The 20,333-nt window shown below is 70.8% G+C and carries 22 protein-coding genes; 16 read left to right on the top strand and 6 right to left on the bottom strand.

The window, feature by feature from the left end; genetic code table 11:
* The first annotated feature begins 5 nt into the window (after positions 1–5).
* The 6 genes from WMF29_RS02565 (at position 6) to WMF29_RS02540 (ending at position 3,795) form a co-directional block, all read left to right on the top strand.
* Positions 6–215 carry a hypothetical protein gene (locus tag WMF29_RS02565; RefSeq protein ID WP_437327311.1) on the top strand — a complete coding sequence of 70 codons (210 nt, stop codon included), beginning with the start codon at positions 6–8 and terminating at the stop codon, positions 213–215.
* A gap of 301 nt (positions 216–516) precedes the next feature.
* A complete protein-coding gene (locus WMF29_RS02560; RefSeq protein ID WP_437327310.1) occupies positions 517–1,059 on the top strand; it encodes a hypothetical protein in 543 nt (180 codons plus the stop codon).
* A 132-nt stretch (positions 1,060–1,191) separates the two neighbouring features.
* Positions 1,192–1,818 (top strand): hypothetical protein, encoded by a 627-nt coding sequence (locus tag WMF29_RS02555; RefSeq protein WP_437327309.1) that lies wholly within the window; start codon positions 1,192–1,194, stop codon positions 1,816–1,818.
* Positions 1,818–2,309, top strand: a complete 492-nt coding sequence (locus WMF29_RS02550) for a hypothetical protein (protein WP_437327308.1) — start codon at positions 1,818–1,820, stop codon at positions 2,307–2,309. The genes WMF29_RS02555 and WMF29_RS02550 overlap by 1 nt, the downstream gene beginning before the upstream one ends.
* A 176-nt stretch (positions 2,310–2,485) precedes the next feature.
* Positions 2,486–3,010, top strand: a complete 525-nt coding sequence (locus tag WMF29_RS02545; protein ID WP_437327307.1) for a hypothetical protein — start codon at positions 2,486–2,488, stop codon at positions 3,008–3,010.
* A gap of 260 nt (positions 3,011–3,270) precedes the next feature.
* Entirely contained in the window at positions 3,271–3,795 is a 525-nt protein-coding gene (locus WMF29_RS02540; RefSeq protein ID WP_437327306.1) for a hypothetical protein, read from the top strand.
* A gap of 100 nt (positions 3,796–3,895) precedes the next feature.
* Here WMF29_RS02540 and WMF29_RS02535 read toward each other — a convergent pair whose 3' ends face one another.
* Positions 3,896–5,290, bottom strand: coding sequence for a styrene monooxygenase/indole monooxygenase family protein (locus WMF29_RS02535; RefSeq protein WP_437327305.1), 1,395 nt, complete (start codon positions 5,288–5,290; stop codon positions 3,896–3,898).
* A gap of 611 nt (positions 5,291–5,901) precedes the next feature.
* Here WMF29_RS02535 and WMF29_RS02530 point away from each other — a divergent pair.
* From WMF29_RS02530 to pyrE, 4 genes are read left to right on the top strand one after another with little or no spacing between them, the layout of a single operon-like run.
* A complete protein-coding gene (locus WMF29_RS02530; protein WP_437327304.1) occupies positions 5,902–6,330 on the top strand; it encodes a bactofilin family protein in 429 nt (142 codons plus the stop codon).
* A gap of 54 nt (positions 6,331–6,384) precedes the next feature.
* Positions 6,385–6,699, top strand: a complete 315-nt coding sequence (locus WMF29_RS02525) for a bactofilin family protein (protein WP_272097558.1) — start codon at positions 6,385–6,387, stop codon at positions 6,697–6,699.
* 3 nt (positions 6,700–6,702) lie between these two features.
* On the top strand, positions 6,703–7,410 hold the full coding sequence (locus WMF29_RS02520; RefSeq protein ID WP_437327303.1) for a bactofilin family protein: 708 nt from the start codon (positions 6,703–6,705) through the stop codon (positions 7,408–7,410).
* Positions 7,407–7,985, top strand: a complete 579-nt coding sequence (gene pyrE, locus WMF29_RS02515; RefSeq protein WP_437327302.1) for an orotate phosphoribosyltransferase — start codon at positions 7,407–7,409, stop codon at positions 7,983–7,985. Before WMF29_RS02520 ends, pyrE begins: the two co-directional genes overlap by 4 nt.
* A gap of 65 nt (positions 7,986–8,050) precedes the next feature.
* On the opposite strand, the gene glyQ is transcribed toward pyrE, so the two are convergent.
* The gene (gene glyQ, locus WMF29_RS02510) at positions 8,051–8,998 is read right to left on the bottom strand and encodes a glycine--tRNA ligase subunit alpha (RefSeq protein ID WP_437327301.1); all 948 of its coding nucleotides are present in this window, start codon (positions 8,996–8,998) and stop codon (positions 8,051–8,053) included.
* A 254-nt stretch (positions 8,999–9,252) separates the two neighbouring features.
* On the opposite strand from glyQ, the gene WMF29_RS02505 reads away from it, so the two are divergent.
* Positions 9,253–9,813, top strand: coding sequence for a MarR family winged helix-turn-helix transcriptional regulator (locus WMF29_RS02505; protein ID WP_437327300.1), 561 nt, complete (start codon positions 9,253–9,255; stop codon positions 9,811–9,813).
* Between the two features lie 61 nt (positions 9,814–9,874).
* Positions 9,875–11,704, top strand: a complete 1,830-nt coding sequence (locus WMF29_RS02500; protein ID WP_437331074.1) for a chloride channel protein — start codon at positions 9,875–9,877, stop codon at positions 11,702–11,704.
* On the opposite strand, the gene WMF29_RS02495 is transcribed toward WMF29_RS02500, so the two are convergent.
* Both WMF29_RS02495 and WMF29_RS02490 read right to left on the bottom strand, forming a co-directional pair.
* Positions 11,701–12,915 (bottom strand): pyridoxal-phosphate-dependent aminotransferase family protein, encoded by a 1,215-nt coding sequence (locus tag WMF29_RS02495; protein WP_437327299.1) that lies wholly within the window; start codon positions 12,913–12,915, stop codon positions 11,701–11,703. The genes WMF29_RS02500 and WMF29_RS02495 overlap by 4 nt on opposite strands.
* A gap of 395 nt (positions 12,916–13,310) precedes the next feature.
* Positions 13,311–13,568 (bottom strand): GlsB/YeaQ/YmgE family stress response membrane protein, encoded by a 258-nt coding sequence (locus WMF29_RS02490; protein WP_437327298.1) that lies wholly within the window; start codon positions 13,566–13,568, stop codon positions 13,311–13,313.
* 436 nt (positions 13,569–14,004) lie between these two features.
* Between WMF29_RS02490 and WMF29_RS02485 the strand changes: the two genes are divergently transcribed.
* A complete protein-coding gene (locus WMF29_RS02485; protein WP_437327297.1) occupies positions 14,005–14,304 on the top strand; it encodes a CsbD family protein in 300 nt (99 codons plus the stop codon).
* An 84-nt stretch (positions 14,305–14,388) separates the two neighbouring features.
* Here the strand turns inward: WMF29_RS02485 and WMF29_RS02480 are convergent, their stop codons facing one another.
* Entirely contained in the window at positions 14,389–15,756 is a 1,368-nt protein-coding gene (locus WMF29_RS02480; protein ID WP_437327296.1) for a sigma 54-interacting transcriptional regulator, read from the bottom strand.
* Positions 15,757–16,161: 405 nt separating this feature from the next.
* On the opposite strand from WMF29_RS02480, the gene WMF29_RS02475 reads away from it, so the two are divergent.
* The 3 genes from WMF29_RS02475 to WMF29_RS02465 are packed head-to-tail and all read left to right on the top strand — an operon-like array spanning position 16,162 to position 19,382.
* Positions 16,162–17,547, top strand: a complete 1,386-nt coding sequence (locus WMF29_RS02475) for a cystathionine beta-synthase (RefSeq protein ID WP_437327295.1) — start codon at positions 16,162–16,164, stop codon at positions 17,545–17,547.
* A gap of 34 nt (positions 17,548–17,581) precedes the next feature.
* Entirely contained in the window at positions 17,582–17,851 is a 270-nt protein-coding gene (locus tag WMF29_RS02470; protein ID WP_272097548.1) for an acyl carrier protein, read from the top strand.
* Positions 17,852–17,861: 10 nt separating this feature from the next.
* Positions 17,862–19,382, top strand: a complete 1,521-nt coding sequence (locus WMF29_RS02465) for an AMP-binding protein (protein ID WP_437327294.1) — start codon at positions 17,862–17,864, stop codon at positions 19,380–19,382.
* A 192-nt stretch (positions 19,383–19,574) separates the two neighbouring features.
* Here the strand turns inward: WMF29_RS02465 and WMF29_RS02460 are convergent, their stop codons facing one another.
* The gene (locus WMF29_RS02460; protein ID WP_272097546.1) at positions 19,575–20,042 is read right to left on the bottom strand and encodes a carboxymuconolactone decarboxylase family protein; all 468 of its coding nucleotides are present in this window, start codon (positions 20,040–20,042) and stop codon (positions 19,575–19,577) included.
* Between the last annotated feature and the right edge of the window lie 291 nt (positions 20,043–20,333).

Below are 20,333 nucleotides of genomic sequence, written 5' to 3'. Positions count from 1 at the left end.
TCCACATGGGCCAGGAGAGCGACCCAGCAAACTCGCTCAACAACAAGCTCAACCGGGTGATATGGAAATTCCTTGCCGACCATGCAGGCCACGCGATTCGCGTAATCGTCGAGGGCGACGCCGATTTTGATAGCATCGGAGACTATCAAGAGATTGGCGGTGACGAGATTGTGAGCATCTCAATTGATGACTATTTAAGCGGCTGGACCGGGTGAGGAGAGCATGTACGCGGCCTGCGATTCGCCGACCAGCGACGGCTCCACCCCCCCACCATGCCAAAGAAGTCGCTACTCCTGCACCAGCTTATGAGGCGATCACCTGGTGATGCATGTCGGGAGTTTGGTGACGCATGCTGGGATGTGTTGAGGAGGCATCGGCGCGACGTCCACGCACGACAGGACCGGACGACCCGTATCGCAGACCGACGCGCTCGGGCGGACGACGACGCGGCAGGCTGCGCTATGGATACCGCAGCTCGGGCGCATCGAGATCGCGGCGGACAAGACGTGGCGCAACTTGTTCTATGACCGCTCGGGCAACCTGATCGGCGACGAGATGCCGGATGGGGTGATCGGCTACGCGCGCGACCGGATGGGGCGGCCTACCCCCACCGACGCAGGGGAAGTGCTCCTCTTGACACTCAAAGCTCGAACAGGACTGACACGAATCAACAACCGAGCCTTCAGGCGCACCATGTCGTATTTTTACTCGGTCCGTGGCTGGCTGGAAGCATCACCCAGCGACTTCCCGAAGATTGTATCCACCATCACCGCTCTTCGCGAGCGGTGGCAGAGCCACGACAAAGAGCGGCTCTACATGAAGGGCTGGTGCTGGAGCGATGAGCCCATCAACTGGACACGGTATCTGTTCTATGGCGCAGATGTCACAGAGGAAGGCCTGACATTGCTCTGCGACACGATCCATGAGATTGCACTCCTGAAGGTCGAAATTTCAGGATATTTCCACGCGCGAGGGGAAGACGGGGAGAACATCATCATTTACAAGGTCGACAATGACGTGTTGACCGAGGAAAGAGTGTCAGCTCGGGGCTCAGCTTGAGAGAGGCGAGCGCTCCACGATTCAGACGAGATCCTTGTTGCAGAGTGCGGGGCGCAGGTCCGGGCCGATCCGTTCGACGCGATCCCGCTTCGGCTGGAGCTGCATCGAGAGGGAGCGGGGGAGTACCGGATCGTGGAGCTCGGGTCGCGGCAGGTGCGGGTGTCCGTGGCGGAGGGCGGGTCGGCGAGGGCGCTGCTGCGGGCGATCCGCGATGTGCACGGCAACGAGATCCGGCTGGAGTACGAAGGCGATCGGCTCGTCCGGATCGTCGACACGGCGGAGCGAGAGCTCAAGGTGCGGTGGAAGGACGGGCGGATCACGCGCCTGGAGCTGTGGGCAGAGCGGCGGCTGGGGCAGTGGGTAGACTACCGTTACGATCGCGCGGGGTGCCTGATCGCGGCGGTCGACGCCGTGGGCGGCGTGCAGGAGGAAACGTTCGATGGGCGCACGCTGCGCTACGGCTACCGCAGCTCGGGGAGGCTCGGGCGCATCGAGCAGGCGGCGGACGGGACGTGGCGCGACCTGTTCTACGATCGCGAGGGGAACCTCACGGCCGACGAGACGCCCGATGGGGCGATCGGCCACGCGCGCGACCGGATGGGGCGGCTGCTCGGGGCCGTGCTCGAGGAGTCGAGCGGGCAGCGCATCGAGACGTGGTTCGAGCGCGACAGGTTCGGGCGCGTGGTGTGCGAGCGGCAGGGCGACATGGCGGTGCGTTTCGGGTACGACGCGCGCGGGCGGCGTGTGTCGAGCGGGTGATGCCGAACGGGGCGACGACGCGGTATGCGTACGACGCGCTCGACGCGCTGAGCGCAGTCGAGCACGACGGGCACCTCTTGCGGATCGAGCGCGACGCGCTGGGACGCGAGGTCCAGCGGACGAGCCGCACGCTGCGCGAGGGCGACGACGATACGGCGGCGATCGCGGTGCGGAGCAGCTACGACGCGATGGACCGGCTGATCGACCAGCGCGCGACGGCGCCTGCTCCCGGGGCACCCAAGGCGCTCGTCACACGGCAGTGGCTCTACGACGCACGCGGGCGCGTCGAGCGCATCGATGACGCGCGCTGGGGGACGACGGCGTACCGTTACGACCGCGCCGACCGATTGCTGTCGGCGCAGCGCGGGGGAGATGGCCGACATGTACCAGGGGATGGTGAAGCAGATCCACGGCGCTGCGAACCAGCACGGTCAATCATGGGGCGCAACGCGTCTGGATTGCAGCGATGGCTCGCACGGGTTCGCGGGTGACAAGGGTGGTCGGGAGCTCGTCATCACTCCCGACCGGCACATCCATGTCGGGCCACCGGGGCTCATCAACAAGACTCCCACGCCCCCGTTCATCAACAAGAGCGTAACGCCGCCGCGATTCGTCGTAGGGCCGCCCAACCTTCCGGGGCCACCCGGAACAAGGACATTTTGATCCTATGAACGAGACAGACATCATCGTGCACGGACAGGAAGCGTTTCAGCACGCAGAGGCGATCGCCGATCGTTTTACAGGACACCTGGTCCACCAGGGGCTCATCGATCTGCTCGGAACCTCTTCTCTGCTTCATACAGATCTTCCGCTTTATCTCGATCTACTCAAGTATGCGCGCTGCCTTGAAGCAATTTACGCCGACCGGACGCGCATCGCGGCGCTCGCGTCGTGCGGCGCGCAGTCCCCGATCGGATCGGGAGAGCTCCGCTCCCGCATCGAAGCGGCTGAGGCGTTGGGGGCGATCAAGCGCGGCGCCGAGGCGTTTGCGCACTGCGAGTCGCTGCCGGAGGGCCCAGTGCGCGAGCTCGAGCGCTTCGGGCTCGGCGTCTCGGCGGAGCTGCTCGAAGCGGCGGTGAGCACGCCACCAGTCGACTTTGCTGTGCATGCGCGGATGCTTGAGTGTTCTTTTCGCAAGATCGAACTCGTGAAGCTATTGGCCGAGGGCAAGGAGCCGACGCCCTTCATCTGACATGGAAAGGAATGCCGCGTGGTGGAGCTCATGGGACGCAGCGCGAATGAATTGCGTCGACGGCTCGTTCGCTTTCAACGGCGAGGGCGGTGGGCGCGAGCTGGTGATTGCACCCGACAGAACGATTCACGTCGGCCCGCCAGGGCTCATCAACACGGATCCCAAACAAATCACCTTTGACCGGAGCACATCACCGTCGCGGCTCCTCATGGGGCCGCCTAACTTCCCTGGCCCGCCGGGGACAAGGACGTTCTGATCCCATGGACGAACCTGACGTCATCGCGAACGGGCAAGAGGCGTTTCAACACCTTGACTCGATCACCGACCGGTTCACGCGAATGCTCGTCCATCAGGGTCTCATTGATCTACTGTCCTCGTATTGCCTGCTGCCTGGCGACTCTCCGCTGCACCTGGATATGCTCACATACACCCACTGCCTCGAGGCGATCTACGCCGACCGGGCGCGCGTCGCCATGATCGCGTCAGGCAGATCGGGATCGATCGACCCTTCCGAGCTCCGCGCACGTGTTGCGGCAGCAGCGGCGGCGGGCGCGATCAAGCGCGCAAGCGAGGCGCTCGCTCACTGCGAGGCGCTGCCGGACGGACCAGTCCGGGAGCTCGAGCGCTTCGGGCTCGCGACATCGACGCAAGTCATTGCGGCTCGAGAGCCAGGCGTGCCCCCAGTCGACTTCTTGGTGCATGCACGGTTGCTCGAGGCCTCGTTTCAGAAAACCCACTTCGTGCAGCATGTGGCTGAAGGCAGGGACCCCTCGCCCTTTATCTGACGGCACGGATTCCGCCCGACCTCCAGCGCGTCGACGACGTGCGCGTCGGGGGGCGACGGCGTACCGCTACGACAGAGGAAAGCGGGCGCCCGGCGAGGCGCTACGCGAGCGCTCCGCCGGCGTGCACCGGCGCTGCCGGGTGCCCCGGCGGGAGCCCGATGCGCTGCCGCACCTGCGCGATGCCGACGCCCACGCCCCCTGCTGCGAGCGCGAGCGGCCACGGCTTCCCGGTCGTCTGCCGGATGAAGGCGCGCACTCGCCCGACGTCCTCGAGGACCGCCGTCAGCCGCGCCGGATCGTTGAAGTTGTTCACGAAGGCGTTGGCGAGCGCCTGCTGCCCGCTCGTGTTGTCCGCCCGCCCGTCGCTGCCGTACTGCGCCATGAGGAGGTGGGCCATCGATGGCGTCACCCCGGCGAGCAGGATGTTGTTGAACCGGTCGGTGGGCCCGCCGTGCCGCGCGTAGAAGCGATCGAAGGTGCGCGTCATCCAGTCGGCGTCGAACGGGCGCTCGCCGTGCTGCACGATGCACTCGACCAGGTTGCGCGCCATCTTGTTGCCGCTGTTGGCGCCCTGGCCGCCGATCGGATCGATCGACATCGCCGTGTCGCCCAGCGGCGTCACGAGCCGGCCGGAGGGCAGCCGTCCGACGGGCTTGCGCACCGCGGGGACGACCCGCCCGTTCTGCCATCCGTGTTTGTCCGACAGCTCGGCTCCCCTGAACCATTCGTAGTCCCAGGGGATGAGCTCCTTCACCAGCCCCTTCGCGATCGCGATGATCTGCTCGCCTGACTTCGCGCCCTGGAACCTGTCCAGCGGCCCTCCGGGCACCGCCTCGACGAGGCAGTTCCAGCTCGGTCCCACGTCCTTGTGGTGGTAGGGCACCCAGAACGCCTCCCCGATGCCCGCGAACAGGTTGAACTTGACCGGGAGCATCGGGATGCCGTCGAACCCGAGCTTCGGGCCGGTGACGCACATCATGACGACGTTGCGCTGCGCCTCCGTGTGGACGTTGCGCGCGGGGTCTCGCTCGAACAGGTTGCACAGCTCGCCGCGCCCCGCGGCGACGACGGTGAGGTCGTTCTCTGCGGCGATCGCGTCGAGCCGCGCGATCGTGACGGGCTCGATCACGATCTTGCCGCCCCGCCGCTCGAGCTCGAGCATCCACCGGTGGCTCTGGAGCCGGAGATCGATCGCGAAGAAGTGCTGCTCCAGGCGGCCCGCCAGCGTCAGGAGGCGGTTGCCCGGCGCGGCGCACGCGGTCAGCTGTGCCCCGTGGCCCCGGGGCGCGGCGTCTTCCCAGAAGGCCAGGCCGAGCTCGCGCTCGAACGCGAGCGCCACGTCGAACCGCGCCGCGGTGCCGGTCGGCTTCGACTCGTTGAGCCACTGATCGGGCGTCCGATCCGAGTAGAGCGTCACCTCGTAGCCGGCCTTCACCAGGGCGTGCGCCGCGAGCAGGCCGGCCTGTCCAGACCCCACGATAGCTATCTTCCGCATGAGGAACCCCCGGGTTGGGTTGGTCTGCGCTCGCCTCACGGACGACGCGCGCCGAGCCATCCGAGTCGGTTCGCCGTCAGAGCCACAGCAGGCGTCGCGAGCAAGGAAAGCCCAGTCAAGAGAGACCGTACCACCCGAGCCAGCCCCGCAGGAAGCGCCCCCCACGCGCTCCCCCCTTCCGTACCGCGCTTCGCTCTCCCACCACGCTCCCGCGTTTCCCCCCGGAGAGAGCCCTCGGGGGGAGGGGGTGTCGCGCGGGGGGCGAGGGGGAGGGCCCCACGAACCCGAGCGCCGGCCCGCATCGCAGCCAGTCCTCATGGACTCGCCAGCTCCGTACAGCAGGCCATTGCCACCAAAAGGCGCGAGTTCGTGGGAGGGCCCCCCTCGCCCCCCGCGCGACACCCCCTCCCCCCGAGGGCTCCGCTGCAGTCAGTCCACGGGAAGCGCCCCCGCCACCGAGGCCGCCCGCCGGTTGCGAGGCGCAGCCGCTTGGAGTAGCGTCCGCGCCGCCGCGGGGCCGGGTGATCCAGTTCGCCCAGCTCCAGCGGACGAGCCGGGCGTCTGGTGCGCGCCCCGGCTCGCGCGGCTCCCTCCGCGCACAGGAGACGAGAATGGCCCGAGGCTCGACAACGACGCGCAGCGAATCGGACGCTGCCGAATCGCTCATCGGACGGGGCGCCCGCATCCGCGGGCGCGTCCATGGCGACGGCTCGCTCCGGGTCGAGGGGAGCGTCGAGGGGAACATCCAGCTGGCCGGCGACCTCGAGATCGAGGACGGGGCGACGGTCACCGGAGACGTCGAGGCGAACTCGCTCGTCGTCTCCGGCCAGCTCACGGGGGACGTGGCGTCGCGCGGCCCCGTCACGATCCGGGCGACCGCGCAGTACGCCGGAAACGTGGGCGGCAGCGAGGTGATCCTCGAGGAGGGCGCGGCGTTCGCCGGCCGCATCGAGGCGGAGTTCGACCTCCCGGCCGAGCTCTCGGAGCGGACGACCGGCGGTCGCGGGCAGGCCCCCCGGCGTGAACCGGCAGGGCGGTAGCGCGCGTTGACGGACGAAGAATCGCGCCGCGAGGGCGCGGCGAGGAGCACGAACGTGGCGGGTACGATCATCGGAAACGGGCTCACGATCGAGGGCGAGATCACCTCCGACGAGGAGGTGATCGTCGCCGGCACGGTGCGCGGAAAGCTCACCGTCGAGGGGCCTCTCACCATCGACGCAGGGGCGCTGGTCGAAGCGGACATCGGGGCGGCGTCGCTCCAGGTGGGCGGCAACGTGACCGGCAACGTCACGGCGGCCGATCGCGTCGATCTCCTCGCCGGCGGGCGCCTCGTCGGCGACGTGAAGGCGTCGCGGCTGACCATCGCGGACGGAGCCTCGTTCAAGGGCAACGTCGACATGGACGTGTAGCCGATGGCCGCCCAGTCCTCGATCGGGCCGACGACGGCCATCCGCGGCAACGTGCAGGGCGACGGGGATCTCGAGATCCTCGGCCGCGTCGAGGGGAGCGTCGTCATGACCGGCGACGTGACCATCGGCGAGGGCGCGCTCATCCAGAGCGACGTCCGCGGGCGGCGCGTTGTCGTCCGCGGCGCCGTCGCCGGGAACATCTCCGGCGACGAGGCCGTGATCCTCGAGCCCGGCGCGCGCGTCGTCGGCGACCTCGGCGCGCCGCAGATCGGCATCCACGCGGGCGCGCTGGTGCGCGGCAACGTCACCACCGGCGCGCCGCTCGCCGCGGTCCCCGCCCCCGCCCCGGCGCGGGCCGCCGCCGCTGCACCTGCGCCGCGCGCCGCGGCGGCGCGGCCGGCGCGTGCGCCGGCGGAGCAGCGCGCGCCTGCGCCGCCCGCCCGGCCTGCGCCGCGCGCCGCGCCTGCCCCCGCGCGCCCCGCGCCGGCGGCGCGCCCCGCCCCGGTCGTCGAGGCGAGGCCCGCTCCTGCGCCGGAGCCGCGCCTCGCGCCGGTTCACGACGACGAGGAGGCCGACCTGTCGGCCTCGGCTGCCGGCGAGGGTGACGAGCCCGAGGCGGCCGAGAGCGCCGGCGGGCCGCCGCCGCCCGTGGTCCCCGCGCTCCGGAAGGGCGCCGCGAAGGCCTCGCTGCGCAAGCGGGGCGGCCGGTGAGCGCCGCCGGCGCCTCGGAGCGGGAGCGGCTCGTCGCGCTGCTGCGCGAGCGCTCGTTCGAGCAGAAGCGCGTCGTCCTCGCGTCCGGCCGGGAGAGCGACTTCTTCATCGACTGCAAGCAGTCGGTGCTGACCGCCGAGGGCCACGCCCTCGTCGGCTCGCTCATGTTCGAGGCGCTCGACGCGCTCCCGCGGTGCGAGGCCGTCGCGGGCGTCGAGCTCGGGGGGTGCCCCCTCGCGAGCGCGGTGTCGCTCACGAGCTTCCTGCGCGGCCGCCCCCTCCCCGCGCTCTACGTGCGCAAGGAGGTCAAGGACCACGGCTCGCGGCGCCTCGTCGAGGGCGATCGCGGCCTCGTGCCCGGGATGCCCGTCGCGATCCTCGAGGACGTGATCACGACGGGCGGCTCGACGCTGAAGGCGGTCGAGAAGCTGCGCACCGCGGGCGCCTCGGTGGTCGGCGTGATCGCCCTTGTCGACCGCCTCGAGGGGGGCGCGGAGGCGATCCGCGCGGCGGGGCTGCCGGTCGTCGCGATCTGCACCCGCCACGACTTCATCCCGGACAACCCGCCCGGCTGAGGCCGCGCGACGCGCTGCCCGGCCGAGGCGACGGCGCACTGCCCGCCGCCTCGGCCTGCTCTGCGCTACTCCGCCGCCTTCGCCTGCTGCTCGCCGAGGAGCGGAAAGCCGAGCGCCTCGCGCTGCGCGACGTACGTCTCGGCGACCGCCTTCGCGAGCGCGCGGACCCGGCCGATGAAGCGCTGCCGCTCGGTGACGCTGATCGCGCCCCGCGCGTCGAGGACGTTGAAGCGGTGGGCCGCCTTCACGACGAAATCGTAGGCCGGGAGCACCAGCGCCTTCTTCGGATCGATCGCTGCCCCCTTCGCCGCCGGATCCGCGCCCCGGTACAGGAGCCGCTTCACCTCGGCCTCGCAGACATCGAACGCCGCGAAGTGCTCGGCGATGTCGGCCTCCTCGAAGTTGTAGGTCGACCACTCCCACTCGGCGCGCTGGTAGATGTCCCCGTAGCGCACGATCTTCCCGCCGCGGTCCGAGTAGACGACGTCGTAGATGCTGTCCTTGTCCTGCAGGTACATCGCGATCCGCTCGAGCCCGTAGGTGAGCTCGCCGGACACGGGGCGGCAGTCGATCCCGCCGATCTGCTGGAAGTAGGTGAACTGCGAGATCTCGAGCCCGTCGATCCACACCTGCCAGCCGAGCCCCCACGCCCCGAGCGTCGGCGACTCCCAGTCGTCCTCGAGGAACCGGACGTCGTGATCGAGCGGGTTCGTGCCGATCGCCCGCAGCGACTCCAGGTAGAGGTCCTGGATGTCGATCGGGCTCGGCTTGAGGATCACCTGGAACTGGTGAAACTGCTGCATACGGTTCGGGTTCTCCCCGTAACGACCGTCCGCGGGCCGCCGGGAAGGCTCGACGAAGGCCACATTCCAGGGCTCGGGGCCGAGCGCGCGCAGGAACGTCGCCGGGTTGAAGGTGCCGGCGCCGACCTCCGAGTTGTACGGCTGCACGATGAGGCAGCCGCGATCGGCCCAGAACTTCTGCAGGGTGAGAATGAGGTCTTGGAAGGTCATGGGAGGGCCGGTTCTTAGCCTGGATCGCCCGCGCAGGCGACGCCCCGCGTAGCGTCGCCCGCACGGTCCGCCCGGCGCGCTGCCCCCGGGCCGGCGCGCCGCGCGCCGGACACCGCGCCGGCGCCCCGCCGCCATTCCACCGCCGCCCGCGATCACCCCGTCGAGGACGGCCCGCCTCGATCCGCCCGAGCCCCTCGGAGGTCCGCAGACTGCTTGCGGTTGACCGGCGAGCGGCGTAGGTTCCCCGCAATTATATGGGATCCCATGGTTCCTCGACGGCGCGCCGGAAGAGCCCCGCGCGGCCGGCCCCCGGCGGGCCCGACGCGCAGCGGGTCATGGATGCGATCCGCGCGATCGTGCAGCGCCTGCGCGTCTCGTCGCGCGCGTGCGAGCGGCAGCTCGGGCTGAGCAGCGCGCAGCTGTTCGTGCTGCAGCAGCTCGATCAGGCCGCCGCGTCCTCGATCGCCGAGCTCGCGCAGCGCACCCTGACGCACCAGAGCTCGGTGTCGGTCGTGGTGACGCGCCTCGCCGAGCGAGGGCTGGTCACCCGGCGCGCCTCGCCCGAGGACGCGCGCCGGACCGAGATCTCGCTCACCCCTGCCGGCCGCGCGCTGCTCCGCCGCGCGCCCCGCACCGCGCAGGCCGAGCTCGTCGCCGCCGTCGACCGCCTGCCCGCCGACGAGCGCAGCGGGCTCGCGCAGAGCCTCACCACCCTCGCCCGGGCGCTCGGCGCCGGCGACGAGGCCCCGCCGCTGTTCTTCGAAGGCGAGGAGACCCCCGCCGAAGCCAAAGCCATCGACCGCGAGGAGAGCTGAATTGTCCAGATTGAACGCCCCACCCCCACCAGTCACCGAGAGCATCCCGGTCGCCCCCTCGATGGGCCCGACCCTCGAGGACCTCCGCGTCCCCGCGCCCAGCGCCGCCGTCGATCGGCGGGTCGTCCTCGTCAGCGGCCTCGCGATCGCGCTCGGCGCCGTGGCCTTCCTCGCGGCGGAGCTGCTCACCGCGCTCATCGCCATCATCACGAACCTCGCGTTCTTCGGCCGGCTGTCCGCCGCCCCCGCGTCGCCCGCCGAGCACAACCTCGGCCTCCTCGTGCTCGTCGTGCCGATCGCCGGCGCGCTCGTCGTCGGCGTGATGGCGCGCTACGGCTCCCAGGCGATCCGCGGCCACGGGATCCCCGAGGCGATGGAGCAGGTGCTGTTCAACCAGAGCCGCATCCCGCCGCGGATGACGCTGCTCAAGCCGCTCTCCGCGGCCATCGCCATCGGCACCGGCGGTCCGTTCGGCGCCGAGGGCCCCATCATCGCGACCGGCGGCGCGCTCGGCTCGCTGGTCGGGCAGCTGCTGCGGATCACGGCGGACGAGCGCAAGACGCTGCTCGCCGCGGGCGCGGCGGCGGGCATGTCGGCGACCTTCGGCAGCCCGGTGGCGGCCGTGCTGCTCGCGATCGAGCTCCTCCTCTTCGAGTACCGCCCGCGATCGGTGATCCCCGTCGCCCTCGCCGCGACCACGGCGACCGCGGCGCGCCTGGCCGCAGGCCACACCGCGCCCGCGTTCGAGATGCCGGCCGTGGCGCCCTCGACCGGCCCCGCGCTCGCCTTCTACATCGTGCTCGGCGCGGCGCTCGGCCTCGCGGCGATGGGCGCGACCCGCGCGATCTACGCGATCGAGGAGGCGTTCGAGCGGCTGCCGCTCCACTGGATGTGGTGGCCGGCGATCGGCGCCGTCGCGATCGGCGTCGTGGGCGCCTTCGCGCCGCGGACGCTGGGGGTCGGGTACAGCAACATCGACGACATCCTGAGCGGCCGCCTGGCGCTCGCCGCGCTCGTGTCGCTCTCGCTGTTCAAGTTCATCTCCTGGTCGATCGCGCTCGGCAGCGGCACCTCGGGCGGGACGCTCGCGCCGCTCTTCACCATCGGCGGCGGGCTCGGCGCGATCCTCGGCCTGGCCGCGGCCGCGCTCCTCCCCGGGCTCGGCGTGGACCCTCGCGTCGCCGGGCTCGTCGGGATGGCGGCGATCTTCGCGGGCGCGTCCCGGGCGCTCCTCGCGTCCGTCGTCTTCGCCTTCGAGACGACCCGGCAGCCCATGGGGCTGCTGCCGCTGCTCGGCGGCTGCAGCGCGGCCTTCCTCGTCTCCAGCCTGCTGATGCGGCACTCCATCATGACGGAGAAGATCGCCCGCCGCGGCGCGCGCGTGACGGTCGAGTACGCGGCCGATCACCTGGCGCAGATCACCGCGGGCGAGGCCGCCTCGCGCCCCGCCGTGACGCTCGCCGCCGAAGATACGGTCGAGACGGCCCGCGCCTTTCTGCTGTCGCAGGCGGCGGGCTCCCGCCACCAGGGCTTCCCGGTCGTGGACGGCCGAGGGGAGCTCGTCGGTGTGGTCACCCAGCGCGACGTGCTCACCGAGCAGGCCGGTACCATCTCGATCCGCCACCTGGTCCGGCGACCGCCCGCCGTGGTGTTCGAGGACAGCTCCCTTCGCGAAGCCGCCGATCACATGGTCACCGAGGGCGTGGGGAGGCTCCCTGTCGTGTCCAGGCAGGCCCCCCGCAAGGTCCTCGGGATCCTGACGCGCAGCGACCTGCTCGACGCGCATCGGAGCCGGATCGACGCCGGCAAGCGCCGCGAGCAAGCCCTCGCCGCCGCGACGCGGCGCGGAGGTCCGGCCATCCAGGACCGCGCCTCCGTCGGGCAGAGCTAGTCGACGAAGTACTCGCGATCCCCCGCCAGACCCTGCTCGAGCGCGGCCATTCCCTTGGCGACGTCGAGCTTCACGCCCTCTCGCTGGAAGCTCATGCCCATCGCGTAGAGCGTCTTGAACAGGTTGTGCGAGCGGCACTGCTCGCCCATCTGGCCCACACGGACGATGTTGAGGCCGAAGGCGCCCGAGATCTCGACGCGGAAGGCCTTGGTCATGTACTCGCGGATCCGCGCGCTATCGACGCCGGCCGGCAGCTTGATGGCGAGCACGCTGTTGAGGCGTACGTCCTTCGACGCGAACAGCTCGAGCCCCATGGCCTCGATGCCCGCCTGCATGGCCAGAGAGCTCATCTCGTGGCGACGGAACCGCCGCTCGAGCGTCTCCTCGCAGACGAGGCGCAGCGCCTCGTGCAGCGCGAGCACACCCGGCACCGGCGCCGTGTAGTGGTACTGCTGGTAGCCCCAGAACCGCTGCGCGCGCGTGGCGTCGTAGCACCAGTGCGGGCGCGGCAGGGGGCGCTCCTCGACGACCTTCCACGCGTCCTGCGAGAACGCGCAGGCCGAGACGCCCGGGATCGACGACAGCGCCTTCTGCCCGCCGACGATGCCGACGTCGATGCCCCACTCGTCCATGTGGACCGGCATGGCCGTGAGTGTGACCACCGCGTCGACGATCGTGAGGGCGCCCTGCGTCTTCGCGAGCTTGCAGATCTCCGGCATCTCGACCATGCGGACGCCGCAGGACGTCTCGCCGTGCGCCATCGTGACCACGTCGTAGCGCTGCTTCTTCAGCGCCTCCCGCACGTCCGCGAGCGACACGGGCCGCCCCGGCGGCCCCTCGAGGAAGGTGACGTCGGCGCCCACGCCGAGCGCCATCTCGCCGAGGCGCCCGCTGAACGTCCCCACCTTCAGGCAAAGGACCTTCCGCCCGGGCCAGCACAGGTTCGCCACGGCCATCTCCATCGCCGCGGACGCGGGCCCGGCGATGCCGAGGATCTTGTCGCTGCGCGTCTGGAACGCATAGGCCGCCATGTACTTCACGTTCTGGATGACGCGGTCCATGGTGGGGCCGAGGTGATTGATGATGACCCCGTTCGCCTGCGCCACCGCCTGCGGGATGGGCACCGGACCGGCGCCCATGAGGAGCAGCGGCTCGGACGGCAGGATCGCGGCGAGGGGCGTGATCGGCGGGGGCAGGATCGAGAACGACATGGCCAGGACCTTGGGCAAAAGCGCGGAGCCCGCTAGCAAGCCCAAAGCCTCCTGCGGCGTCAAGCGTTACCCGGCGAGCGGGCGCGGCGCCGGCGGAATCGCGGCGCCGGCGCCGGACCGAGCGCGACAGGCCGCCGGAGGCCCTGCTCGTCGTACGACCCTGGGGGTGAGCCGTGCGACGAGCAGGACCCCTCAGCCTGCCGAGCGCGAGGAGAGCGCGCGCCGCCTGCGCCGAGCTCTCGCTCACGGACCGCAGCGCCTCCTCCGCGCCTCCTGCTCGCGGCCCGAGGTGCTCCCGCGCGTTACAGATCGCGGGAGCGGTTCGGGAGCTCCTTCCTCCAGCGCCGTGGGCCGGTATCGGGCGTGGCGCCTCGAGAGGGGATCGCTCGGCCGGCTCATACCACCGTACGGCGCCGCGCGATCGCCTGATAGCCGGCGGTCAGCAGGATGGCGCCGATGAGGGACATGAAGAAGCCGGCCGGCTCACCCTCACGGTACATGAACAGCATGCGGCCGAGCAGCCCGCCGATGAAGGAGCCGACCACGCCGATGATCATCGAGACGACCCACCCGCCCGGCTCACGTCCAGGAACGATGAGGCGCGCCAGAGCACCGACGACGAGGCCGAACAGGAGAAAGAGGATGAATGACATGATGAACCTCCCAGAAAGGAGCGAAGCGCTCCTCGTTGCTATGCAGGCTGTTCAGCAAACGCCGCGCCATGCCGTGGAGTCCCGACTCTCCACAGACGCGCAGCCGGGCTGAACGCCGCGGACAGAGCGCTCGCGTCGCCGCGATCCATGGCGAAATCCGACCACAGCGCGGTGCGGCCCCCCGGAGAGCGGGGATCGTCCGGTCGGACCGTGGGACTGCTTGCTTGGCCGCCGCGTGGCGTATTGCCTCAAAGGGGCCGAGAGACAGAGCGCGGGCGAGGTAGCCTGCCCCAATCCCCCCTTCCGCGTCCTCGAAAAGACCGTTTGCCCTGCGATGGCGCACCGATTGCTACATCCTGAGGTTGCCAATGCCAGGTCAACGGCGGCGGCGCGCCGCAGAGAGGCTCTGCGGAGGCCACGCCACGAGGAGGAAGCAATGAGCAACACGAGCGATCGCAACGAGGGGGCCGCCGAGGAGCTGGGCGGCAAGGTCAAGAAGGGCCTCGGCCAGCTGCTCGGCGACGAGCAGATGGAAGCGGAGGGCCGCGCCAAGGAGCTCCGAGGAAAGGTGCAAAAGGAGGACGCCAAGGCGGAGGAGCGCGCGAAGGGAGCGCTCGAGGAGGCCGCCGGCGCGATCAAGAACCGAGTCGGCAAGCTGGTCGACAATGAGCAGATGGCCGCCGAAGGGAAGGCCAAGGAGCTCAAGGGAGAGAACCGGCAGAAGGCCAATCAGTAAAACCAGCGAGAGGGCGCGCCCTGGCGTTGCCCTCAGGGTCAGGCGGGGTGGGCCGTCTCCGGCGCTGCCCCGCGGGCCCGGCGGTCACGCCTCCGTGGCCGAGACGCCGTGCCGCTGGAGGAGCTCGCGCAGGTGGCTGCGGTCCATCCGCGCCGCGCGGGCGGCGCGCGACAGATTGCCGCCGTTCGCGCGCACGAGTGCCGTGAGGAACGTGCGCTCCCAGCGCGCCACGGCGCGCTCCTTCGCCTCACGGAACGACAGGCTGAGCTCGTCGTCCCGGGGCACCGGGAGCGCGGGAGAGCCGCTCTCCGCCCCCTCGGAGCCCATCACGGCTTCGCGGAACAGCGCGGGATCGATCATGAGCACCGCGCGCTCCACCGCGCCGCGGAGCTCGCGCACATTGCCCGGCCAGTCCTGCCGCATGAAGGCCTCGAGCAGCTCGCCCGGGGGGCTCTGGTCCTGCCCCTGCGCGAGCTGCCGGTAGAAATGCGCCGTGAGCAGCGCGATGTCGTCGGGGCGCTCGCGCAGCGCGGGGACGCGGAGGCGGACGATGTTGAGCCGGTAGTACAGATCCGACCGGAAATTTCCGCGGTTCACCTCCTGGCGGAGATCGCGGTTGGTCGTCGCGATGACCCGGATATCGAGCTTGGTCGGCTCGATCGTGCCGATGCGCCGGATCTGCCGCTCCTCGAGCACCCGCAGGAGCTTCGGCTGCATGTCGAGGGGGAGCTCGCCCATCTCGTCGAGCAGCACGGTGCCGCCCCGCGCCGCCTCGAAGGCGCCGGCGCGCGCCGCCTGGGCGCCCGTGAACGCCCCCTTCGCGTGCCCGAAGAGCTCGGCCTCGATGAGCGTCGGCGGGATGGATCCGCAGTCGATCACGACGAACGGCCCCCCCGCGCGCGGGCTGCTCTCGTGGATCGCCTCGGCGAGCAGGCCCTTGCCCGTGCCCGTCTCGCCCTCGATCAGCACCGTCGAGTCCGACGCGGCGATCCGCGGCAGCGCCCCGAAGATGCGGCGCATCGCGGCGCTCTGCCCGAGCACCCGGCCGTACCGCTCCTCGTCGCCGAGCGGCTCGCGGATCTCCTCGGCCAGCGGCTCGAAGCGGAGCGTGGACTGCCCGACCCCGAGCGAGGCGCCCGGCAGGAGATAGGCCGCCTCGACGCGGAAGCCGGAGAGGGTCGTGCCGTTCTTGCTGCCGAGATCGCGGAGCAAGAACCCGCGCGGGGTGACCGAGATCACGCAATGGTGCCGCGACACCGCCCGGTCGGTCAGGATGAGCTGGTTGCCAGGCGCCGTGCCGATCACGAACTCCGTCGCGTCCGACGTCTGGGACGCCCCGGCGTCCGGGCCGGCGGTCACCTGAACGCGGAAGCGGCTGAACGCGATCTCCTTGGAGCGGACCTTGAGGAGCGCCGTCTCGGCGCTCGGGTGGATCTTCGGCTCGGACGCCATTTCGCCAGTCTACCACAGGGAGCGCGGCGCGAGATCGCCCGCCGGTCCGCTCGCCCCGACACGCGCAGCGGCGCCGCGTGGCGTTGGCGTCAGCGCGTCAGCGCGTCGGCCCGTCAGCGCCGCGCCCCAGCGGCTCGCCCCGGGAGAGCCATGGCTCGCTGCCGTCAGGGCCTTTGAACCCGTAACGATAACGTGCCGGATAGGGTCAATATGGACCTATCGTAAACACCATTTCTTTTGTGCTCCTTCCCGAAGGATAGGAAAGATGGCCGGCGGCCGAGCCCGGCAGTCACGGCAGGCGCGCTCGCAAGCGCCGCGGCGAGCGCGCCTCTCGCGGCGCCGCCGCGCCCGCGTGCTCCCCTTGTCGCTTGTCGCTCCGGCGCGCGGCGGCTAAGAGGTCTCCCCATGATGCGAGGCGCGCGCAGCGATATCACGAAGGCCGTCGGCGATACGCCGATCGTCAAGCTGAACCGGGTCACCGAGGGGCTCGAGAGCGACATCTATGTGAAGTGCGAGTACCTGAACCCGGGCGGCAGCCACAAGGATCGGGTCGCGCTGAACATGATCCGCGACGCCGAGGCGAACGGGCTCAGGCCCGGCGGGACGATCGTCGAGGCGACCAGCGGCAACACCGGCGCCGCGCTCGCCATGGTCGCGGCCATCCGGGGATACAAGTGCGTCTTCGTCATGCCGGACAAGATGTCGCAGGAGAAGATCGCGACGCTGCGCGCCTATGGCGCCCGCGTCGTGGTCTGTCCCACCGCCGTCGAGCCCGACGACCCGCGCAGCTACTACCAGGTGGCGAAGCGCATCGCCGACGAGACGCCGAACTGCTTCTACGCGAACCAGTACCACAACCCGTCGAACCCCGAGGCCCACGTCCGGTCCACCGGCCCCGAGATCTGGGCGCAGTGCGGCGACGAGCTCGACGTCTTCGTCGCCGGCATGGGGACAGGGGGCACCCTGAGCGGCATTGGCAAGTTCCTCAAAGAGAGGAAGCCGGAGATCAAGATGGTCGGCGTCGACCCGGTGGGTTCGCTCTATTACGATTACGTGAAGACCCAGCGGATCACGAAGCCGTTTGCCTACAAGGTCGAGGGGATCGGCGAGGATTTCTTTCCGAGCACGATGAACCTCAAGATCATCGACGAGATCATCCGGGTCGACGACAAGGAGTGCTTCCTCATGACGCGGGACCTCGTGCGGCTCGAGGGCCTCTTCGTGGGCGGCTCCGGGGGCGCGGCGGTGGCCGGCGCGATCAAGTATGCGCGGCAGAGCGCGAAGAAGGAGAACATCCTCGTCCTCTTGCCCGACGGCGCGTCCAAGTACATCTCGAAGATCTTCAATGACGACTGGATGCGAGAGAACGGCTTCCTCGAGGAGGACAAGGGCCTCGGGACGGTGCGCGACCTGCTCGCCGTCAAGCCCAGCGGGGCGGTGGTCACCGCCGACGCGAACGCGCGGGTCCGCGAGGTCATCGACATGATGAAATCGCACGGGATAAGCCAGCTCCCGGTGACCCAGGACGGCAAGCTGCGCGGGATGGTCCACGAGATCGACCTGCTCCGGCACCTCGTCACGGGGAGCGGCACCCTCGACTCGAGCATCGGCGGGCTCGTCGAGAGCGACTATGCGACCGTGACGCCCGCGACGAAGGTCGAGCTCCTGAAGGGCGTCCTGAGCGACGCGAAGATCGCGCTCGTCGTCGACAAGGAGACGGTGCTCGGCGTCGTGTCCAAGATCGACCTCATCGACTATCTTGCCCGCAAGGCGACGCCGGCCATCGGCTGAGCGCCCGGGCTCCGGCCGGAAAGGGACCACCGCGGTGACCTACGATCTCGACACGGTGCGGCGCGCGCTGCACGACCATATCGCGAAGGAGATCCTGCTGCGCAAGGCGCCGCTCGCCCTCGACGAGGATCTCTTCGCGGGCGGGTCCGGCTTCGACTCGATGTCGCTGACGCGGGTGCTCGTGTTCATCGAGCAGCGCTTCGGCGTGAGGATCCCGGACGAGGAGGTGGACCTCGACGCGGTGTCGACCGTGGACAGCATGGCGCGCTTCGTCGCCGGCCGCATCGCGGCCGCGCAGGGCTAGCGGGGAGCGCGTGGCCGGCACGTTCCGCCTGCGCGCCCAGGACCTGGCCGCGCGCGGCGACGCCATCGCGCTCGCGTCGCGCGGCGGCGCCACGGTGACCTACGCCGAGCTCGCGGCGCGCGCGGCGGCCGTCGGCGCGGCGCTCGCCGGGGCGGGCGTGCGCCCGGGGGACCGGGTGGCGCTGCTCTCGCTGGGCCGGGCGCACGACGAGCCGGTGGCGCTCGCCGGGGTGCTCACGGCCGGCGCCGTGGCGGTCCCGCTCGACGCGACCGCGCCGCCGGCGCGGCTCGGGGGGATCGCGCGTGCCCGGGGGTGCCGGGCGCTCGTGCTCGACGCCGCGGCCGCGGGCCTCGCGGACGGCATCGACGCCGAGCTCGGCGGCGGCCTGCCGCGCGTGGAGCTCGACGCCGAGGGGCGCACGCCGCGCGGGGCGGCGCGCGCCGACACGGGCGGCGACGGCGGGGCCAGCGGCGATGGCGGCTCCGGAGCGCAGGACGTCGCGTGCATCCTGCACACCTCGGGAAGCACGGGCGAGCCGAAGCCGGTCCCCATCACATGGGCCGGGCTCGACGCGTTCACCGCCTTCTGCATCGACCTCATCGGGGTGACGCCGGCGGATCGGGTCCTCCGCGTGGCCGAGCTCGTCTTCGATCTCGCCTGGTTCGACCACCTCGCGACGTTCCGCGCCGGCGCGACGCTCGTGACGATGGCGCGGCGCGACCTCGCCTCGGGCCGCGCGCTCCGCGACGCGGTGAGCGCGCTCGCGCCGACGGTCATCTACGGCGTGCCGTCGATGTTCATGAAGCTCGTCGCGGCGCTCCCCGCGGCGGACGCGGGCGCGCCGGCGCCGGCTTTCGCGCTCTCGCCCCCCGTGCGCGCCATCCTCTTCGCCGGCGAGGTCTTCCCGCCGCGCGAGCTCGCGGCGCTCGCGGCGCGGGCGCCCGGCGCGGCGCTCTACAACCTGTACGGCCCGACAGAGACGAACGTCTGCACGTTCCACCGGGTCGATCGCGCGGCGCTCGACGGGGCGAGCGAGCTCCCGATCGGCGTCGCGTGCCCCTACGCCGCCTGCGCGCTGCTCGCGCTGGACGCGGACGACGAGAGCGGCCGGGTCATCGAGGGCCCCGGGACGGGCGAGCTCGTGGTCTCGGGGCCGACGGCCGTGGACGGCGGCCCGTACCGGACCCGCGACCGGGTGGAGCGCAAGGCCGACGGGCTCTTCTACTTCCGCGGTCGCATCGACCGGATGGTGAAGATCCGGGGCTACCGGGTCGAGCCGGGCGAGGTCGAGGCGGCGCTGGCGTCGCACCCTGCGGTGCGCCAGGCCGGGGTGATCGCCGTGGAGGACGCGCGCCTCGGCAAGACGCTGCGCGGCTTCGTCGCCCTCGCAGGGGACGCGGACGACCGCTCGCTCAGGCTGTACCTCGCGGAGCGGCTTCCCCCGTACATGGTCCCGGAGAAGATCGTCGCGATGGACGAGCTGCCGCGGACGTCGACGGGGAAGATCGATTATCGCGCGCTGTCCGGGTGAGCAAACATCACTGCTTCTTCCTCAGGCTCATGCGCGTGCGGGAGCGACCCCTCCAACCGGCCGGTAGCACACCCCCATCGAGGCACTTCCGGTCCGGAACAGGGAGATTGTCATCCGCCGCCGGCGCTGAATGACGACGGCGCGCAGGCCGCTCGAACGGAGCCCGCGGCCGCGGCGCGGCCGCGCGCCGGTTCACGCCTGCTCCCGCTTCTCCGACCTGTGGGAGCCAGGCACGGCCCGGGTGGCGAGCACCACGCGGTTCCAGGCGTTGATCGTCACCACGGCCCAGGTGAGATCCATGATCTCCCGCTCCGAGAAGTGCTGGCGTACGGCGTCATAGACGCGATCGGGCACGTGCTCTGCCGCGACGAGCGTCACCGCCTCGACCCACTCGAGGGCGGCCCGCTCGCGCTCGCTGTAACAGGGCGCTTCGCGCCACGCGCTCAGCATGTAGAGTCGCCGCTCGTCCTCACCTGCGGCCCGCGCTTCCTTCCAGTGCAGATCGATGCAATAGGCGCAGCCGTTGATCTGCGAGGCGCGGAGAAACACGAGCGAGATCAGCGTCTTCTCCAGCCCGCAGCGCTTGACGTAGGAGCTCAGCCCGAGCATCGCTTGATACGCCTCGGGGGCGACGCTCGCGTAATTCATGCGTGACTGCATGGGTCCATCCTCCGTGGTTTCCCTCCGCCCGCGCGCGGGCGCCTAGCACGACTGCGGGAGGTCGCCCTGAGAAGCGAACCGCCCAGGCGCCGAGGCCGCCAAGAGAAGAGGGGGAGGGCCGTCCCGGCATTCCCTTCTCGTTCCCCTGGTTGCTTGGCGGCCTCGGCGCCTGGGCGGTTTTTCTGCTGATCCGGGGCAACCTCCCGCAGTAGAGCCAGAACGCACTTTCTAGGCAGCGCGCCGGGCGAGCGCGAGATCCACTTCGTCCCGATCGGCTGGATCCACGTGCGG

Source organism: Sorangium sp. So ce381 (genome assembly GCF_051473845.1).
GTDB classification, from domain to species: Bacteria; Myxococcota_A; Polyangia; order Polyangiales; family Polyangiaceae; genus Sorangium; species Sorangium atrum.
This window is presented reverse-complemented; position numbering and strand designations above follow the sequence as displayed.